Source organism: Bradyrhizobium sp. SEMIA (genome assembly GCF_014844175.1).
GTDB lineage: Bacteria > Pseudomonadota > Alphaproteobacteria > Rhizobiales > Xanthobacteraceae > Bradyrhizobium > Bradyrhizobium arachidis.
Genome location: NZ_CP046601.1, coordinates 6,485,756 through 6,505,049, shown reverse-complemented (window position 1 = coordinate 6,505,049; position 19,294 = coordinate 6,485,756). Strand labels below are relative to the sequence as shown.

Here is a 19,294-nt window from a genome sequence, read left to right as displayed (position 1 = left end):
TTCGTCTCGATGCCTGACAAGACCGCGCCACCATGTTATCCTATCGAATGAGAGGATTGATGCCGGCGCAGCCGTCGTCGTAGTGGCCGGTACTGCCGACAATGCTGGGGCGACCACGCCTTCGGGATAATACGACCATCGAGTGACGTCTCATCGAGCGCCAGGTCGAGAGCGCCGCAGCGGGACAGGCGATCCAAAAGTTCAAGGTTCTGTACCGCGGGGTTCGGATCTCAAAATAGCAACTGGCCGCATCTTCATGGACGTCGACCAGTGCGCGCAGCAGGTAATTTACGACCCATTTGCCGCAAACAGTGACGTGAGCCCCGTCAGTCGACCGAGCACCGCGGTGCAATCCTGAAAACCACGCGGGATCCACGGCGCCGTCTTCGTCAGATTCATCGGCGATGACTGGATCGATGCAATGAGAAGCTGCTCGTCATTGGCCAAGAGTTGAATTGCCTGCACCTCGGTCCACAACGCCTGCCGCAACAATCGTTCACTCCAATATCAGCGCGTTCCGCCGCTTGGTCGAGGCGCTCACTTTGCTCGCGGAGACGGCCGCTGGGGCGCCTGCGGACTCCGACGATCTCGCCCAGGTGTACCGAGATGATGCCGCCTTCACGCGCTGCTTCCGCGACTGGGTGAAGGCGGATATCTAGAAGCGGTTGTTTGACGCCGTGTCCGAGAATCCCAACCTAAAATAAGTCATGGTCGCGCTTCCATCCTCAAGGTCCACCGCACGGACAGGTCGCACAAGGGGGCTCAAACCAGGCGATCGCCCACTCACGTCAAGACAGACAAGATCGATGCCCGCAGGCACCAACTGCAAGCAGCCGGGTATCTCCTGCAGATCTGGAGGCCTGACGCCGCGGCCGAACGCAAGCGCTGGCTGGTCGCGCGGCGCTACCAAGTCGTGCGGCACCTTCGTACTGCAGTACGGTAGGGCGGGCGGATCCAAAACGGCGAGCCACTGCTTCAGTAGCGGTGCACGAGCCGCTTTCCCTCGCGGCGCAGCACGTTGCGTTCCGTGCGAGCCTCGTAGGTCCCCGGCCAAGCGTCGACGCTGGTGCGCACGCAAGCCGGCGGTCTAGACGCCCAGGGCGATGAGATGGGGACAAAGGAGCATTCATGCCGGCCAGACTACGGCGGCCAGACCTCCTCGATCGTGGTAGTGATGCGCGTCTGACTGGATGGTGACGGACACTGATCCATCTCTTCCGCCTGCTGCGACGGAAATAAAGACATGTTCAACCGAAGACATGGCTTCCTCACTGGCAGTAAGGGTCCACGGAAACAAGGGACGTGCCAGCGGATACTGCTCGGCAGCCGATGGAAAAGACCACTTGCGGCTCGCTTTGAACGCAAAACATGACCATGAAATTCACACAAGCCACGAGGCTGTAGCCGATACATTCTCTAGGGATGTCTGTTCGCCCGTAATTCTCTGCGCTAGAAGTTCACCGCAGCCAAAAGACATGGTCCAGCCGAGTTGCCCGTGCCCCGCGTTAACCCAAACATTTTCAAACCTTCGGACTCGGCCTAGATAAGGAGGGCCTGCCGGGGTGGTCGGGCGCAGACCAGCCCAGAATTGAGGCGTGTCCAAATCAATCGCGTCCCCGAAGAATTGCCGCGCATATTCACCTATGTGCGTCATGCTGGCTTCCGAAACAGATCGATCCCGAGCTGCAAATTCGGCGATCGCTGTCACACGAAGCTTTCCGCCGTAAGTTGCTACGCCCAATAGTTCCGTTTCGTCGACATAGGGGATTGTAGGCACACCGGCGGCGTCAATGATCTTCCATGTGCCGGAATACCCCTTCACTGGGTAGATATTGGCGCGAAAGCCAAGGGGGTGGGTTATGTCAGAGGTTTCGACACCCGTCGCTAGGATTACCGCCGAGCATGGTATGTCGCCATCGTTCGTTTGGACGGCCTCAATGATGTTGTTGGCCCGACGGAACCCTGTAGCACGCGTGTTAAAATGCAGCCTTACATTATGTGTTTGGTTCAAATAGGCAGCCGCGCACTCGGTAAACAGCCGGCAATCACCCACGGAGTCTGTTGCACTGAACAGCCCGCCAACTAATCGGGCCGACATACCTGACAAACCCGGTTCGCGCGCGAGTAATGCATCACGCTCCAGTATCTCGATGGAACCGTCGCTATTATTCTTGATGGAGGCCACATAGGTGCTGAACTGCGCCTTGTCCCGAAACAAATAGAGGCATCCCTGATGCCGGATCGCCGCCGACAGATTCATCTGGATTGCGGCGGCGGCCGCGAGATCACGGCTATAACGGCTCAAACGTTGAAGCTTGTCAGTATTCCTGCGATGCGCCGGCGGGGAACAGTTGAGCAGGAACTCAACTCCCCAGTGCCAGAGCGCTGGATCAGTAACGCGGGTTACTTTCACCGACGGGTTACGCCCGACGAAAGCGTTCAACATGGCACTAAGTGCTTCCGGTCCCGCCCAAGCCTTTGCATGCCCGACAGCGATGATGCCTGCATTTGCGCGGCTGCCCATTTCGGCCGGACCGGACAAGGCGTCAATGACAGCCACATTTAGGCCGCGCTTCGCCAAGGCATATGCGGTCATAATCCCGGCTACCCCCGCACCAATCACGACGATGAGATCGCTACCAGTACGAGTTGCGTCACTCATACGACAGCCCTAACGCTACGATCACTCGCGCTTGACCGGCCCGGAACAGGCTGTGGCGCGTTCCTTCGAATAAAAGCTGGGTCACTCGCGGCCCTCGAAATCGTTTTAACCGTTAGAGGAATCGTCTTGGGCGAGGACTCCATGGACGCGGGTAGCTATCCACAAAATCAATGCATCTTCGACGCCAGCCGAGACTAGCGCATGTCCCATAGTCGAATCGAAGTAGCTGCAATCGCCTTGCGCAAGACGAACAGGTGCATAGTGTTCAGTATGCAACACCACTTCGCCTGACAAGACAAAGAAGAATTCTTCCCCCATATGCCCCTCAATTCTGGAGAACTCCGTGATGGAGTGCGCACGCACACGCGTCAGCAGGGGCGTGAACCGCTTGTTTGAAAGCTCGGCGGCGAGCATTTCATATTCGTAATGGGGCGTCTTCTGCAGAATTCCTTCGCCCTCCCTGGTCACGACCAAGCGCCCCGCCGCGTCGCGCTTGTTGGGAGAGGTGCCAAAGAGCTCCGTCACGTCGACATCAAGTCCCGTGGCAAGACGTAGGATTGTGTCGTAGGTGGGTGAAGCCTGACCGTTTTCTATTTTCGATAGGGCGGAAACGGAGACTCCTGATTGTTGGGCCAGATCATTCAGAGTGAGTCTGAACTGCTTGCGTAGCTTTTGGACAGTAACGCCGATCGGCGGGTACTTGTTCTGGTTCACGTATCCCAGCTGTGCCATCATCATTTCACTTCCGTCGCATATTCGGTCAACCTGTTGAACATGGCTGAGGATATCGTTACAGATCCTTTGCTCTGGGTGCGCCACCGACGCAATCCCGGGTAGCCTTCCATTCCCGCGTCTCGAAGCAGGGCAATAAATTGGCTGCTGCGATCGGAAAATCCACCTGCCTCAGAAAAGGCAGGATCGATTCCGATGATGATCTGTCCGGTATGCGGCGTCTGAGCGCCGGGATGTGCTGACCAATCTACTTCTGTGGAAAACTTGCCTCCCGTCAACCCGGCAACCATCAGTTCGACCATCAGAGAAATCGCCGACCCCTTGTGCCCGCCGAAAGGCACGAGCGCTCCGCCGTCGAGGATCTTGTCCGGATCAGTTGTCGGCTCGCCGCTGCTGTCCACCCCAACACCTGGCGGCAACGCGCGGCCTTCATGGGCCGCAAGCTGCACGTCACCATGGGCCATCGAGGTTGTTGCAAAATCAAAAACTAGCGGAGCCTCTCCCCTGATCGGCGCAGCGAAAGCAAAAGGGTTGGTCCCGAGAAGTGGCTTCTTTGCGCCTACCGGAATTGAACAACAGAAGCTATTAACCATAGAAATCGCAATCAGCCCTTGCTGTGCGAAGGGCGTGACATCCGGCCAGAGTGCGGAGAAATGATGCGAACCGCGTATCGATAGCAGTGCGACGCCGTTGTTGCGAATGCGTTGAACGAAAGCGTCGCGGGCCGCGTGCAGGGCGACCTGCGCGAAGCCGTTTTTTGCATTCGCGAAAATATAGGCAGGCGCTTTCGAATATATCTCAGGCACTGCCGCGCCATCAACCCAGCCCGAACGCAGAGAGGAGATGTAACCGTCCACCCGAAATACCCCATGGCTGAACGAGCCAGCCGCTTCGGCGCCAGTGCAGTTGGCGGCGAGAATGCTGGCGGTCACGGAGGAACAGCCGTTTCTCTCAAAGATACGTGCTAGAAGGCCCTTCAACGCCTCCAGGGAAACGTCCACTGTGCCAGTCTGAACATTCAATGGAGTGTTCCTTGTTGTATACTATCGGTGCCACCGAGCGATATAGGACCGATGCTCACAGTTCTCTTCGGACTTTAGTGCCGACCATCAGATCAGGGATGCCGGCACCTGCTCCAACCGTCAGGCGTCGAGTTGAGGAGCAGCGGCATATAAGCATGGTGCGCAACTCGCTCTTGGCGTCAGAAGCAAACCTATGAGACTTAGCCCGTGCAGGGACCAATGTACTCATTCTGCAGCTTTACACACGAGGCCATCGCAAAGGATGCGGCCGGCGTATTGTTTGATTGATCGGCCCAACGCTGTCCTCATTCGCCCCACACGGTTTGGTAGATTCGAAGTAGATTCTCGCCGTAGATCTTGCGAATATCTTCTGCCCTAAAGCCTCGCCGGAGCAGAGCTTCTGTTAGCGCAAGCATAGTGTTCGGTGTCTCAATCCCTTGCGGGTAATAGTGCGGAGGCGGGGGGTATGCCTTCGGACTCCAGCTGCCACTACTCAGCGCCTTTTCATATGCTAACGTCGCTGTTTTCTCGTTAGCGTACGGAGACTGGCCGGCATAGTAGTCAATGCCCAGACTGATATACTGCGTGCCGACCAAGTCGCACATATGTGCAATATGATCGATAAATTGGTCGATCGTCGGGCGCTTGTCGCCGGATACAAAGCCGGGAAAGCCCACCACGCCGACTGTCCCGCCGTTCCCAGCGATCTCCTTGATCAACTCGTCAGAAATGTTGCGTGGTGAGGGATAAATTGATCTGGCATTGGCATGCGAAATGATCACGGGTGCCGACGAATGTTCGATCGCGTCCATGGTCGTTCGGACGCCAGTGTGCGAACAATCGATGATCATGCGAGCTTGGTTCATCCGCTCGACTACTTGCAGTCCAAAACGGCTCAGGCCGGAATCCGTAAGCTCTTCGCAGCCGTCGCCGAGACGGTTTCTCACGTTGTAAGCCAGCTGCATGACGCCAACACCCAGCGCCTTGAAAGCATCGACAAGGTCAAGGCTATCCTCGATCGGCGCCGGCCCCTGGAAATGCATGATAATGCCCGTCTTGTCGAGCGCCTTGGCCTTTCGAATATCGACAGCAGTACGGACCAATATCAGATCGTCGCGCTCTCGCAGCAGTTTGTGCCACGCTCCAATCGTCCGCATCGTTGGCCCAATGCCATCCCACCACCCGACCGTTGGAGCGATTGCGGTCAGGCCCCCGGCTCGATAATCCGCAATCCGCGCCTGGTCATCGAGAAGTGGACACACTGCATCGATGATGATTGCAGCCTCATGCAGTCGCTTTTCCGTGAAATCCATTCGATTCCTAGCTCCCGGGAGCCTTTTTCGATTGAGTCCGCTTTTGATGAATTTCCTTTTGAGAAAAATTTAGCTGAATTGCAACAAAAATTGTCGTTCTTGCAACAAAATTGTCAGTATTTGTAGCATTAGAAAACTGCTAAACGCCCGCGCATCCGATTGCGGGGCGAGGTTTAAATTTAGGGCGATCTGCGCCCGCCACGCGTAGTTCGGTCTCGTGAGGGACCAGACCTCGAATTCAAGTGAGAGCTACGACAGGCGCGAGCGAGCCTACCAGCCCGCATCTTCAAGAAAGTGAGGCGTGCGGACGCATTGTGGCGCTATCCGTTCGAGTTCTCGGGTAGCCAGCGCTTCGCGGTAGACTGAGCGCTTGCCGTCAACCCCAGCATCATCGTCGCTGGCGAGCCGTTCTCGGCGCTCGACGTCGCGGTCCGGGCCTACGTGGTTGAACCTCCTCATGGACCTCTAGGAGGAGCTCAAGCTCGCTTATCTCTTCATCAGAGCGTTAGCCGATCAGGTCGCAAGTAGCCTCCGGCGGCGAAGTAGTGTGTGGATTCTGCGGGCGTATGGGTGTCGATGATGCGATGCGACCGACAGCATCCCAGAGGCCATCGACGGTGCGTTGGCGGCCTTTCGTAAATTTGCTTTGAGCTTGGCGCAGGCATTCTCGATCTGGTTGAAGTCGGCGCTGTAGGGCGGAAGGTAGAGGAGCGTCGCGCCGGCTGCTGAGCTGCTGTCGGTTTGATGGACACCGAGATTGGTGTTTCATGAAGCCGGGGGTGGGCGATGAAGAGACGGAAGTTCAGTCGCGAGTTCAAGATCGAGGCGGTCAAGCTTGTTAGGAAGCGTGGAGTGTCGGTGGCGCAGGCCGGGCGCGATCTGGATGTTCATGAGAACGTTCTGCGCAAATGGGTGAAGGAGTTCGGCTCCGATCCTGTGCAGGCCTTTCCCGGCCACGGGCAGATGAAGCCGGAGCAGCAGGAGATCGAGCGGTTGCGCCGTGAGATCGCCAAGTTGAAGGCCGAGCGGGATATCCTAAAAAACCATCACGGGCCCCGGCCCGCCTGTAGCCGGTAGAAACAGCCAGCGCCGATGCTATCTTCTCGACTTGGAGGGTAGCGGCCGTCAGCTTATTGGAGGCACAGTCCCCGTTAAAAAACGTGGTCCATGGGTGGATGCGAACTTGAGAATGGTGACGCTGTTCGGAGGGCGATCCCGATTAGGAAGATGACGATTGGCATAATCCAGACCCTCCAGCCCCATGGACTGGACGGAGGAGTTGCAATGCCGAAGACGCGTGCCGGTGGCCGCCCGGATTTAAAGGCGGTCAACGTTGAAGCCGCCGCCATCGACATTGGGTCAAAAATGCACATGGCGGCGGTCGATCCAGGGTGCACCGACACGCCGGTGCGTGCATTTGGCACATTCACGCAGGACCTGCACGAACTGGCGGACTGGTTCAAAGCGTGCGGCGTGATCAGTGTCGCGATGGAATCCACGGCGGTCTATTGGATCCCGGTCTACGAGATTCTCGAGCAGCGGGGGTTCGACGTCATTCTGGTCAACGCACGTTACGCCAAGAATGTGCCTGGACGCAAAACTGATGTCAGTGGCGCCGGTTAGCTGCGCCAGCTTCATTCCTACGGTTTGCTGCGCGGCAGCTTCCGGCCTGATGCCGATATCGCGACGCTACGCGCCTATCTCCGCCAGCGAGAGCGGCCAGTCGAATATGCAGCCGCTCATATCCAGCACATGCAGAAGGCCCTGATGGAGGTGAACCTGCAACTTCATCACGTCGTCTCAGACATCACGGGCGCGACCGGGATGCGGATTATCCGAGCTATTGTCGCAGGCGAGCGGAATCCTGACGTGTTGGCGACCTACCCTGACGTGCGCTGCCATTCCTCCATCGAGACCATCCGCGCCGCATTGTAGGCAACGATCGGGACGAACCTGTCTTCGCACTGACCCAGTCGCTGGAGCTCTACAACACCTACTAGGCCAAGATGCTCGATTGTGACCGCAAGCTGGAATCCTTGATCACGGCGCCGACTGACAAAGGAGCCAAGCCGATCGGCAAGCTCTCCAGGCCGCGGGTAAAGACCAAGCAGGTTAACACACCGTCGTTCGACGTCAGGACCGCGCTATACGGCGTCCTCGGCGTTGATCTGACAGAGATCCATGGATGGGCCCATCACTCACGTTGAAGCTCATAGGCGAGTGCGGCACGGATCTGAAGGCATGGCCGACCGCCAAGCATTTCACCTCCTGGCTCTGCCTCGCGCCAGGTAACAAGCTCTCCGGTGGCAAGGTACTATCTTCGCGCACGCGACGATCGTCCAGTCGGGCAGCGGCACTGCTGCGCCTTGCAGCGACGACGGTTGGGCGGAGCGATACGGCGCTTGGCGCATTTTATCGACGGCTGGCTTTGCGCGCCGGCAAGGCAAAGGCGGTCACGGCGACCGCTCGCAAAATAGCAGTTCTGTTCTACAATACGCTCCGGCACGCCATGACCTACAGGGATCCGGGTGCTGATCACTACGAGGAACAATATCGCGGCCGTGTCGTCGCCAATCTGAGGAGACGTGCCAAGTCACTCGGCTTCGTCCTGCAAGTGGACCCCGGCTGCCAATTGGCTGTTTCTTAGGAAGGCCGCAGCCTTCTTCGCAAAGGAAGCGACATGAAGTTCGTCTTCATCGCGAAGCCCCGGGCGATCTGGCCGGTGGCATGGCTACGCGATGCGCTGGGGGTGTCGCGGTCGGCCTTCCATGCCTGGCTGAATCGTTCGCCCAGCGCCAGATCCCGCAGCGACGAAGAGCTCGGCGGCAAGGTGAAGGCAAGTTTCATGGCGAGCGACCGCACCTATGGTGCGCGCCGGGTGTGGCGTGATCTGCTCGCCGATGGGCCGGACTGTGGCCTGCACCAAATCGAACGGCTGATGCGCCTGCAAGGCTTGCGGGCGCGGCCGCGACGCCGGCGCTTGCCGAAGGAAAGCGGCGATCGACAGCTCGAGACCGCGCCCGCGAACCTCCTTGACTCGCAGTTGTGACGAGCGGCCGAACCAGAAGTGGATCGCCGACTTTACGTATCTCTGGACGGCGAGGCCTGGCTCTACGTCGCAGCGGTGATCGACCTGTTCTCACGCCGGATGGTGGGTTGGTCGATGAGCGTCGCCATGACAGCTCAGTTGGTAACCGATGCCCTGCTGATGGCCGTGGCGACGCGGCAAGCCGGAAGCACTGTTGCACCACTCCGACCAAGGCAGTCAGGGCGGATTCAAACGGTCGTCGCAACACCAATTGTTTTCACTCATGACAGTAATTCGTCAAGGGCTTCTGCCGGCGTTTTCCAGCCCAGCGTCTTTCTCGGTCGGGCGTTGAGGGCCGCTGCTACAGCGGATATCTCGTCGGCGCTGTGGATGCTCAGGTCTGTGCCTTTCGGAAAGCACTGCCGCAGCAACCCGTTGGTGTTCTCGTTAGTGCCGCGCTGCCAAGGGCTTTGCGGGTCGCAGAAGTAGACTTGGATGCCCGCATCGATCTTGAGGCGGTCGTGCTGAGCCATTTCGGCTCCTTGATCCCAAGTCAGCGTGCGACTTAGTTCTTCGGGCAAAGTGATGATGGGGCGCGAGATCGCGGCACGGACGGCTTCCGCCCCGTGTCCCGCAAGCGCAGGTCCGTTCTTCTTGCGCGGAGGTTCGCCATGGCCGGCTAATCGGGGAAGGGTGCAATAGCATTGTGAAGCGCGTTGTGCGTTCGACCAATGTGCCGATCGCCGAGCTGCCAAGACCGAGGATGAGGTCTCCCTCCCAATTTCCAAGGCACGGCTCGATCGGCCGCTTCAGCGGGGCGCTCACTGATCATGATCTCCGGCGAGACAAAGCCCTTGCCCCGCCTGCGTACGCGCCCCCGGGGCACGCGCAACACGCGTCCCGTTCGCAAGCACGCCGTCAGTTTGCTGCGTAGTACACCGCGACCCTGAACGAAGAGAGCCTGATAGATGGCTTCGTGGCTGATGCGCATCGTCTTGTCGCCCGGGAAGTCGATCGGCAAGCGTCGGGCAACCTGCTCAGGGCTCCATGCCTTGGCCTATCGTCGATCCTTTCGCCGGCCATGCCGGCGGCCGTTCCACCGAACGGTGGGGCCAGCAATACAAGCTCGCTCGGGGCTACAACCCTACCGGCAAGTCTCTCCTCCACATATGTGCGCAAGGCTGCGTTGCGCGCAAGCTTAGTCGGATTGGGCCGGCGGGCAGATCGGTCTGCATGCCACTGGGCAGTTGTGGCCCGATAATCTAGCCCCCGCCGCGGGTGGCCGCGTTCCGCCGCAATTCACGGGAGACCGTCGAAGCAGCCCCGTCCCAAGCGGCGCCCAATCTCCCGCATGATCTGAACATCGCTGGTGGCATGCCGCCTGCCTTTCGGAACAATCTGCTTCCGACAGGTTCCGATACGCCGGCCTCAAACGCAGCATCTTCGCTGCTCTGGCCTGTGGCAATCGCCCTCCAAAATCTATTCTGTTCATCGCGTCCGGCCACAGACGGCCGGCTGGCGATGGCAATGGCGCTCGTCCTGACCTTGCCGAACGTCGACTTACAACTTTTGTCAAACGCCATCCGGAACTGCCCCCTTTGCGTCATGAAGAACTGCCCCCACCATCGGGTTCATGATGTCGTTTAATGGTTGCTTCCGCCGGCGACGGGACGGAGGGAGGCGGAGCCGACCGGAGGGCCGTCACCGGCGGTTGGCGGCTTGATGAGGCCACTCTTCCGTTTGGCGCGGAGCCGGTAGCTGTCGCCGCGGATCGTCAGCACGTGGCTGTGGTGCAGGAGCCGATCGAGAATCGCGGTGGCGACCACGGAATCGGCAAACACGGTGCCCCATTCGGCAACGCTGCGGTTCGACGTGATTAGCATGGCGCCGGTTTCGTAGCGGCGGCTGACCAGCTGGAAGAACAGATGCGCAGCGTCGGGTTCCAGGGGGCAGGTAGCCGAGTTCGTCGACGATCAGTAGTTTTGGCTTTGACAGCGCGAGCAGTTTCTCGTCCAGACGCCGCTCGCCGTGCGCCTTGGCAAGGCCCGCGACCAGCGTCGTTGCCGTGGTGAACTGCACCGTGTACCCGGCCAGGATCGCCTCTCGCCCGAGTGCAATCGACAGGTGCGTCTTGCCGACGCCTGGCGGACCGAGCAGCAGCACGTTCTCTCCGTTGGCGATCCAACGTGACGCGGCAAGGTCGCGAATCTGCTTTGGGTCGATCGACGGCTGCGCCTCGAAGTCGAAGCCCGCCAGCTCCTTTACGGCCGGGAAGTGTGCGAGCTTTAGCGCCATCTCGATGCGGCGATGATTCTTGCGCGCGATCTCGCGCTCGCACAGTAGGATCAGCGTCTCACGCGCCGACAGGTTCGCGCGCCGCCTCGTCGAGCAAGTTGTCGAGCTGATCGCGGATGCCGGAGAGCTGCAATCTCGCCAGCATGGCGTCGAGTGGATCCGTCGTTGCTTCAATTATCTTCTTTGCCCGCGCCATCAGAAGCCCCCCCCCGATCACGGCTTCGTATTCGGCAAGAGGGCGCAACAACGAGGGCGGTGGAGACGATCCCGGCACCGCCGCCGCGATCTCCGCCCGGCGGACCGCAGCATTGCGCCCAGCAACACCATCCAGATGGCCGGAATCGATGATCCGCAGTCGGCGACCCTCCGATAGCTTGTGGACCGCAACCTGATGAATTCCATGGCGGATCCGAACCTCGCCGGCTGCGACCGTCACCACCACGCGCTCGCCGATCAGCCGCCAGGGCACCGAGTAACTGTTGGTGTCGATCTCGACGGCGCAATCGTTGCCGACAACGCGGGTCAGTTCGCGCACGATCCGAACGACGGCTGGCCGCCGAGCGGTTTCAACCGGTGTGCCTCGTCTCGTGCGAAGCGAGCCATCGGCGCCTCGCCGGTCGTGCCGTGGATGCGCACGTTCGCCACCTCACGCTCCCACTCGGCGAGATGCGCCTCGAAAGCCTCCCAGCTCTGGAAGGAATGACCCGCAATCGCATTCTTCTTCACGTAGCCAACGCCGTTCTCTGTCTTGCCCTTTTTGCGCGCCCGATAGGGCGCGCAGGCGCGAGGACGGAAGCCCCAATGTTTTGCAAACGCGATAAGCTTGTCGTTGAACTGAACCGATCGGCTCACCGCGTCGTGGCGGACCACGAGCGCCCGAGGATTGTCCATCAGCACTTCCTCCGGCACACCGCCGAAGGTCGTGAATGTGCTCTCGAGCCCGGCGAACCAATGTTCCTGCCTCTCGGCCCGGAACGCACGCACATGGAGCCGTCGCGAGTGTCCGAGCGTTGCCACGAACACGAATGCCTTGACTATCGCCCCTCCGATCTCGACCAGGCGCTCCCCGAAGTCGATCTGCAGCTGTCGGCCCGGCGGCCTCTCAAACCGCGTTGTCGCCAGCGCCTCCGCCTCAGCGCCTGGCGATAGGGCTGCACGGCACGTTGCAGCGTACGCCGGCTGACCGTCACACCTTTCTCGGCCAACAGGTCCTGGCGCACCACGTCGGCATTGCCGCGATGCCGAATGAGCCTCTCGCGCAGCCAACCCTCAAGGTCGTCGAGACGCTTCGGCCGCTCATGCGACTTGAACGGCTTCACCCCGCCTGCCGCCAAGTAGTCCTTCACCGTGTGATGGCTGCAGCCCAGTTGCCGCGCAATCCGCTTCAAACCCCATCCGCACGCCTTCAGGCGCAACATCTCCGCCACGTCATCCGGCGTCTTCATCCCTTGCCCCCGTGGATCACTCCACAGCGAGCCTTCAGTGATTCGTTCCTGCTTCATTCACTCTCTCCTCAGCTATCCGAGGAGGGGGCAATTCCTCGTGACGCTGAGGGGGCAGTTTTCCATGGCGCGCGACAACTTTCATCGCAACCTCCAACTTCAGGGTGTTGCGACGATCGTTTGAGTGCGCCCAGTACACCAGCGAGCAGTTCTAGCGTTTGATGGCCGACCACGGCATTATCTGCAGCATGAGCCGTTCCGGTAATGTCTGGAACAACGCGGCGATGGAGAGCTTCTTCTCGTCGCTCAAGACCGAACGGACGGAAGGCAAAACCTACAGGACCAGAGACGAGGCACGAGCCGATGTGTTCGACTACATCGAACGATTTTACAACACGATCCGCAGGCACGCGACCATCGGCTATCTCAGCCCGGTTGAGTTCGAGCGTAAGGTGGGATTAACTTAACCCGGTGTCCATCAAACCGGCAGCAGCTCATGCGTTATAAAGCGTATACTTGGCGATCTACGGATCTCCTTCGCACGTCAGCCATCGCGGCGTTGCGGAAGTCAGGCGGGCGTCAAATGGCAAGGAGCGCTCTTGCAAAACATCGTTGAATCTACAACGACCTGTTCAGAATTGACCTAGCGTGTCAGCGAGCCGGCGGTCCGAAAAAGACGCGCCCAGCCTCGCCCGTCCGCGCTCGCGCAGCCTGCGAATAGAATTGGCTGGAGAATCGAGCCAACTTCCTTGCGGCGAGAGCTACTCTACATGAGTCTGCTCCGCTACTCTAAATGCGCCCACAAAAGCCGGGGGCGCACTTTAGAAACCACCTGGCTCTGCCAGGTCTACGGAGGGATTACATCTAGCTTCGAAGGATTTTATTGACCCGCTCGATCCGAGCGCTGGTATCTGCGCCCCAAGCCGACCAATCAACTTTGTTAGGGGCCTTGAGTATCAGGTCCCTACTAAGTTCTTTCGGCAACTTGACGTCGGTCGTCACGCCATAGCGGATTGCTTGGGGTATTGCGAGCATGCCTTGATCGGAGAGCAACTGCTCTACGAACGCGTGGCCGGCTTCCGGATACTTCATGCCCCTGACAAGATTCATATAGCTGGTGAGCGCGTAAAAGCCTTTAGGCGGAATAGCGATTTCGATAGGAACGCCCATGGTGCGCAATTTGTAGGCACTGCCTGCAAGGAACACGCCTCCATAAGCCTCTTCGTTTTGCAACATCTGCAACTGGGCCACGGTCGTCTGCGCGATCGCGACGATGTTCGGCTTTGCGGCCTCTAGAATTTTGTATGCCGGCTCCATGTTCGTGATGGAGCCGCCATTTTCCTCAGCTAGTCCAAGAAGAAACAAGCTTGTGGTGAGGTTAGGGCTCGGAACGACCGCGCGACTCTTCAGATCGGGCCGGGCGATATCGGAGTAGGACGTAAGCGGCTGCTTGATGTATTTCGAGTTGTAGATTGGGTGGATAGACGCGACATTGAATGGCGCACCGTAGTCGCCGTGTGCACGGAACCCGGGAAGGATTCGTTTAACGTTGGGAACGTCTGACGCGTTGATCTCGTTGATGAGACCGGCCTTAATGAGCTCGAGCATAAAAATGTCATCGGCCTGAAACAAGTCGAATGGGGGCTTCTCCTTGTTGGCCAGCAGTTTCACAAAGTCCGCTGATTGAGAGCCGGCGAAGAATTGAACTTTGAGGCCATACTTCTCCTCGAGCGGAGCGGCCACGCCCTTCATAAGGGCGTCGTCCCACACACCGCCGAATCCGTTGATGCGCAACGTAATTCCAGCAAATTTTTTCGATTGGCCGTGGACGTTGGGTGCGCCTAGAACGCTAGCCGCAGCTGCTGTCACGGCCTTCAAAAATGTTCGTCTTTTCATTTCCTCGATCTCCTATCTGTTGTTCCTGTCTTCGAAGGTGGCACTTACTTGCTGGTCGGCAACTTAAGAGAATAGGTTCGTTTCCGTCGGTTGGAGCGAGCCAATCGCCCGTTTGGCGCGAGCAAGTATTTCAGACCTCTTAATCTGAATTTGACTAAAATGAGCCTTTCTGAAGCGGAAGTGCTGCATCCGATGGACGGAATGTGGTCTTAGTAGCGATGATTTCGCCTTTTGCGAGCACGCGACCGGAGCGATCCGAGCCTTAGAATGATGTTGCTTAATTGCTCGCGGTCCAGCAGTGTTGTGAGGTGAGCTCATGCACGTTCTGCCCTCATTGACAGGCCGGATCTCGAGATCCACGGCTTGCGCGTGCGGAAGCAGATCATGCCCGTGCCATGACGTCACTGATGGGAGGTCACCGCTGATATTCCGGCGGGTCGGAATGCATCAGCCTAACACGACGGACAACCGACGATCTCGTCATCGCTAAAGCGGGTCTGCGACTCGCCCCGTTGCGCCGAGACGCAAATCCCGTGCTGTCGTGTCGCCCGTAGCTCCCGTCATACCTTGCCGGAGCTGCGGACGCGACTGATGATTGATTGAAATTTGGACCCATCTCCGTACGAACGGTACGCTCGCAGCCTCGCTGGTTAGGTCGCGCATAACGTTTATTGAGCCTGCGCTACACCTCGAATCACATAGGGGCATGAACTGCCCCCCCGTTTTGACCGGACACCGGCGTTAGCCGGAGGAGCTAGGCCTAGTCCTCGGCATACGCCTATGTCGGACACGTTTCATCATCGGCGTTGCCCCGGCAGCGGCGGTTTACGACGGAGCCGAAGCTCTTGGTCGTCAACGAGACGCTGCAACCGGGCATGTCGATCAGCTATGTTGCTCGTCGCCATGGGCTCTCCCCGAGCCTGGTCCTCCGTTTGAGGCGGCTGATGAGTGAAGGGGGCAAGGAAGCGGCGCGGGCCGACGAGAATGTGGTCGCCGCGTCCGAGGTCCGGCGGCTGGAGGAACGGGTTCGAGACCTCGAACGCCTGCTGGGCCGCAAGACCATGGAGGTCGAGATCCTCAAGGAGGCTCTTGATCTTGCTCGGGTAAAAAAACCGACCTTGCTGTCGCGATCGCAGGCACCGGAGGATACCCCGTGAAACGGATCGCAGAGACCCTCGGGGTGGCCCGTTCCAACCTGGTTGAGCGAGCGGCTGGCAAGCGTCCGAAGCGCGCTCCCCAGATCCGCGCCGGGGATGCGGAGCTCACGTCTGATATCCGTCGCCTGGTGGATAGCCGCCCAAGCTATGGATACCGGCGGATCGCCGCGCTCCTCAAGCGCGAGCGGCGATCCGCCGGCCACAACCCCGTCAACGCCAAGCGCGTCTACCAACTGATGAAGAAGAGCTGCTTGTTGCTGGCCCGGCATACAGGGCGCCGCATCCCGCGGGCCCATGACGGAACGATCATGACAAGCCGCTCCAACGAGCGTTGGTGTTCGGACGCGCTGGAATCACCTGCTGGAATGGCGAGATCGTGCGGGTTGCCTTTGCCCTGGACAGCCACGACCGCGAGGTCATCAGCTGGGTGGCCACAACGGCTGGGATCTCCGGCGAGATGATCCGGGACATGATGGTCCACTGTGTCGAACAGCGGTTCGCCGACATCCGGGCTCCGCGCAAGGTGCAATGGCTGACCGACAATGGATCCATCTTCGCCGCCTATCGCACCCTTGAGATTGCCGCCGCTCTGAACCGCGAGCCCCTGCTTCACGCCGGTCGAGAGCAACGGCATGGCCGAGGCGTTCGTCAAGTCCTTCAAGCGTGACTATGTTCGGGTGAACCCGATCCCTGACGCGAGCACCGCCCTGCAGCGGATCGACCAATGGATGGAGGATTGCAACTCAGAACACCCGCACTCCCGGCTGGGCTACCGCGCACCGCGGGAGTACATTGCATCACTCAAACCACGCGAGTGTCCGGTCTGACGGGGCAACTCCAGGGCACCACGTCAGCTCGCAGGTGCCCATTGCAGAATCGGCCGCATAGCGAATGTTGAATGGCATTGGCGGATCGTGTCCCTGAGCGTGGTGTAACTGGCGGTGGGACACCGCGTTCGCCGGCAAGAGCCGGACTGGTCAGCTGGCGATAGCCGGGAGGCTGACGGTTGGATCATCGCTCAACGGCGCGATGGTTTCCAGCGTCATGTAGCGGGCGCGCTGGACGGCCCATTCGTCGTTCTGTTCGAGCAGGATCGCGCCGATGAGGCGGACGATGGCGTCCTCATTGGGGAAGATGCCGACGACCTCGGTCCGCCGCTTGATCTCGCCATTGAGGCGCTCGATCGGATTGGTCGAGTGCAGTTTGGTCCGGTGCTGCGGCGGGAACGTCATGTAGGCCAGCACATCGGTCTCGGCCTCGTCAAGGAAGCCGGCAAGCTTCGGCAGCTTGGGGCGGAGCTGGTCGGCGACCTTGCGCCATTGGGTGCGAGCGGTCTCGGCATCATCCTGGGCAAAGGCGGTGGCGATGAAGGCGGAGACGACGCGCCGCCCGCTCTTACCGGCATGGGCCAGTGCGTTGCGCATGAAGTGCACGCGGCAGCGCTGCCAAGAGGCGTTGAGCACCTTGCTGACGGTCGCCTTGATGCCCTCATGGGCGTCGGAGACGACCAGCTTGACACCGCGCAGGCCGCGGCGGGCGAGCTTGCGCAGGAACGCCGTCCAGAATGTCTCAGCCTCCGAAGGTCCAATGTCCATGCCGAGAACTTCGCGCCGGCCATCGCTGTTGACGCCGACCGCGACGATCACCGCGACCGACACGATGCGCCCCTGCTGGCGCACCTTCACATAGGTGGCATCGATCCACAGATACGGCCAGTCGCCCTCGATCGGCCGAGCGAGGAACGCCTTCACCTTGTCGTCGATCTCCGCGCACAGCCGCGAGACCTGGCTCTTGGAGATGCCGCTCATGCCCATCGCCTGCACCAGATCGTCGACCGAGCGGGTCGAGACGCCCTGCACATAGGCTTCCTGCACCACGGCGGTGAGCGCCTTCTCGGCCATCCGGCGCGGCTCCAGAAAGCCCGGGAAGTACGAGCCCTTGCGCAGCTTGGGGATACGAAGCTCGACCGTGCCGGCGCGGGTCTCCCAGGTCCGGTCGCGGTAGCCGTTGCGCTGGGCCAGACGCTCGGGGTTCTTCTCGCCGTAGCCGGCCCCGGTCTGGCCTTCCACTTCCAGCTCCATCAATCGCTGGGCAGCAAAGCCGATCATCTCGCGCAACAGATCGGCATCAGGGGTCTTCTCCACGAGCGTGCGGAGGTTCATCATCTCATCGGTCATCGGTGGTTCCTCGAATCAGGTTGGTGTCAGCAACCCGACCCTACCGGCGAACTGCCGGTGACCACCGCAAAGCCGTCCGCCCGCTACGGCGCTATGTGAGGGCGCGCGTGCGGACGGCTTTGCTCTACCGAGCTACACCATCAATCGGGACACGACCCATTGGCGTTTCGGCAATACGAGGCCAAAGGACCGCATTTTCGCCGGGAAAAGTCTCAGGTGGAGGCAAATTCGGCTGTCGTATTGCGTTAGATGGCCTGCCATAAGAAACGTTGGGGAGAGCTGTTGATGCGCTTATTCGGCGCTGCTGTTTCGATGAAAACCAATACTTTCTCACCTATCCCGAGCAGCCTCACTTCATTCGCTCTTCACTGCTTCCTTCGAGCAGGCGAATATTCCCAAGACAGCCCGCGCTCGGCACCGCTCTGGGTGGCGCGCCGCAGGGCCGCTGCAGAGGAGCTTACTCTTGCCAAGGGAGGCTGCTTCCGCGCAGAGCCCGCAGGTGTCACGAAATTTTGATTACGAGTTTATGGCGACGAGAGCCAACTCAAGGCGGCGCTGCTCGTTGATGGCGTGTTACTGGATCTGGCATGGTGCATGGCTATGACGATGTCGAAGGCGATATATTGGAGCGCGTAGTACCCTCGTCGGTCCGAAATGCATTATCGGCGTTGAGGTCGATCCGCACTGTCATTTAACGACGAAGTGCGTGAAGCTTGCCGATGCGATTGTTCTTTATAACGAGTATCCACTCACCGATGGTCGAGCGCGCCGGGAACTTGTTAGACATTGTGCTTAAAACACTGCGGGGCAGGTGAAACCGGTCATCCCGCTTTATGACTGTCGGCAAATCCACATCTAACCAACGACTCTGCCGCTGATGCGCAGCTTCGTCGACCGGATCCAGGCAATGAGGTAAGGAGCGGGTGCTCTCGATTTCGATCGGTCACGGCTTTTCTCATGGGGACGTACCTGAGTCGTCGAGCCGCGTCCTCATCGTCATGGACAGCGACGGAATCGCCACAAAATTGAAGGAGCTGGTCTCGATGCGCGGCAAGACTGCGCCGCAGTACTATTCGGTCGATCCCGGGATCGACGCTGCCATTTATTTTGACGGGGCGCCCGTCATATTGGCGGAGTATGCCGGCCAACGCCGGGCGCCAGCGCGCCTTCCGGCAACACCACAATCCTGCGCCACTCTACCGAGCGACAGGTCAAGAGTGCTGCGGTGGGACCGGTCTGGGAGGCAGTTGCGGTGCGACTCTGCTTCGAGGCGGCGAAGCTACCGAGTTCCCGCTGCGTTTTGACGGTAATTCGCCCCGCGTCCGGCGCACCGATCGATGCCACCGTCACTGTGGTTGGGCTTAAGCGCAATTGTTGGCAGAACTCACCGTTCGGGCCGTCCGCGCTCAAGCCTTGGTCGTTACATCGACCAACCATTTCATAGCAGGCTATGGCGTGATCGCTAAGAAAGTAATCGATCTCGAAAGCGACGGGCTATAAAGAATCCGCGTGTACGCGTATACACGGGTCAACCGCCCGTTGGCCATTGGATGAAAGAACCAGCCCGGGC

9 protein-coding genes and 9 pseudogenes are annotated in these 19,294 nt (G+C 59.6%); 7 read left to right on the top strand and 11 right to left on the bottom strand.

The annotated features are described in order from the left end of the window. Positions 1-288: 288 nt before the first annotated feature. From FOM02_RS31375 to FOM02_RS31350, 6 genes and pseudogenes are all read right to left on the bottom strand, one after another. On the bottom strand, positions 289-492 hold the full coding sequence (locus FOM02_RS31375) for a hypothetical protein (RefSeq protein WP_265440522.1): 204 nt from the start codon (positions 490-492) through the stop codon (positions 289-291). Between the two features lie 889 nt (positions 493-1,381). Further along, positions 1,382-2,662: an FAD-dependent oxidoreductase gene (locus FOM02_RS31370; RefSeq protein ID WP_265440521.1), complete on the bottom strand. Its 1,281-nt coding sequence runs from the start codon at positions 2,660-2,662 to the stop codon at positions 1,382-1,384. A 105-nt stretch (positions 2,663-2,767) separates the two neighbouring features. After that, positions 2,768-3,400, bottom strand: a complete 633-nt coding sequence (locus tag FOM02_RS31365) for a helix-turn-helix domain-containing protein (protein ID WP_265440520.1) — start codon at positions 3,398-3,400, stop codon at positions 2,768-2,770. Further along, entirely contained in the window at positions 3,397-4,416 is a 1,020-nt protein-coding gene (locus FOM02_RS31360; protein WP_265440519.1) for an Ldh family oxidoreductase, read from the bottom strand. The genes FOM02_RS31365 and FOM02_RS31360 overlap by 4 nt, the downstream gene beginning before the upstream one ends. 305 nt (positions 4,417-4,721) lie before the next feature. Next, positions 4,722-5,729: a membrane dipeptidase gene (locus tag FOM02_RS31355; protein ID WP_265440518.1), complete on the bottom strand. Its 1,008-nt coding sequence runs from the start codon at positions 5,727-5,729 to the stop codon at positions 4,722-4,724. 505 nt (positions 5,730-6,234) lie between these two features. Then, a pseudogene (locus FOM02_RS31350) lies at positions 6,235-6,455 on the bottom strand (transposase); the annotation flags it as partial. A gap of 60 nt (positions 6,456-6,515) precedes the next feature. Here FOM02_RS31350 and FOM02_RS31345 point away from each other — a divergent pair. The 3 pseudogenes from FOM02_RS31345 to FOM02_RS31335 all read left to right on the top strand — a co-directional run. Continuing rightward, positions 6,516-6,770, top strand: a pseudogene (locus tag FOM02_RS31345) (transposase); the annotation flags it as partial. A gap of 243 nt (positions 6,771-7,013) precedes the next feature. Further along, positions 7,014-8,376 (top strand): annotated as a pseudogene (locus tag FOM02_RS47300) (IS110 family transposase). Further along, positions 8,377-8,998 (top strand): annotated as a pseudogene (locus FOM02_RS31335) (IS3 family transposase); the annotation flags it as partial. A 40-nt stretch (positions 8,999-9,038) separates the two neighbouring features. On the opposite strand, the pseudogene FOM02_RS31330 reads toward FOM02_RS31335, so the two are convergent. From FOM02_RS31330 to istA, 3 pseudogenes are all read right to left on the bottom strand, one after another. Then, a pseudogene (locus FOM02_RS31330) lies at positions 9,039-10,285 on the bottom strand (IS30 family transposase). A 115-nt stretch (positions 10,286-10,400) separates the two neighbouring features. Next, positions 10,401-11,248, bottom strand: a pseudogene (gene istB / locus FOM02_RS31325) (IS21-like element helper ATPase IstB). Positions 11,249-11,254: 6 nt separating this feature from the next. Continuing rightward, a pseudogene (gene istA, locus FOM02_RS47295) lies at positions 11,255-12,554 on the bottom strand (IS21 family transposase); the annotation flags it as partial. Between the two features lie 125 nt (positions 12,555-12,679). Between istA and FOM02_RS31310 the strand changes: the two are divergent. Next, positions 12,680-12,961 (top strand): annotated as a pseudogene (locus tag FOM02_RS31310) (IS3 family transposase); the annotation flags it as partial. Positions 12,962-13,358: 397 nt separating this feature from the next. On the opposite strand, the gene FOM02_RS31305 reads toward FOM02_RS31310, so the two are convergent. Continuing rightward, positions 13,359-14,390 carry an ABC transporter substrate-binding protein gene (locus FOM02_RS31305; protein WP_265440516.1) on the bottom strand — a complete coding sequence of 344 codons (1,032 nt, stop codon included), beginning with the start codon at positions 14,388-14,390 and terminating at the stop codon, positions 13,359-13,361. Positions 14,391-15,196: 806 nt separating this feature from the next. On the opposite strand from FOM02_RS31305, the pseudogene FOM02_RS31300 reads away from it, so the two are divergent. After that, positions 15,197-16,374 (top strand): annotated as a pseudogene (locus FOM02_RS31300) (IS3 family transposase). A 150-nt stretch (positions 16,375-16,524) separates the two neighbouring features. Here FOM02_RS31300 and FOM02_RS31295 read toward each other — a convergent pair. Further along, complete coding sequence (locus FOM02_RS31295; RefSeq protein ID WP_265440515.1) at positions 16,525-17,724, bottom strand: IS256 family transposase; 1,200 nt, start codon at positions 17,722-17,724, stop codon at positions 16,525-16,527. Positions 17,725-18,346: 622 nt separating this feature from the next. On the opposite strand from FOM02_RS31295, the gene FOM02_RS47290 reads away from it, so the two are divergent. Beyond that, positions 18,347-18,520: a M81 family metallopeptidase gene (locus FOM02_RS47290; protein ID WP_416207793.1), complete on the top strand. Its 174-nt coding sequence runs from the start codon at positions 18,347-18,349 to the stop codon at positions 18,518-18,520. A gap of 330 nt (positions 18,521-18,850) precedes the next feature. Continuing rightward, entirely contained in the window at positions 18,851-19,168 is a 318-nt protein-coding gene (locus FOM02_RS47285; RefSeq protein WP_416207792.1) for an MlrC C-terminal domain-containing protein, read from the top strand. Positions 19,169-19,294: the final 126 nt, after the last annotated feature.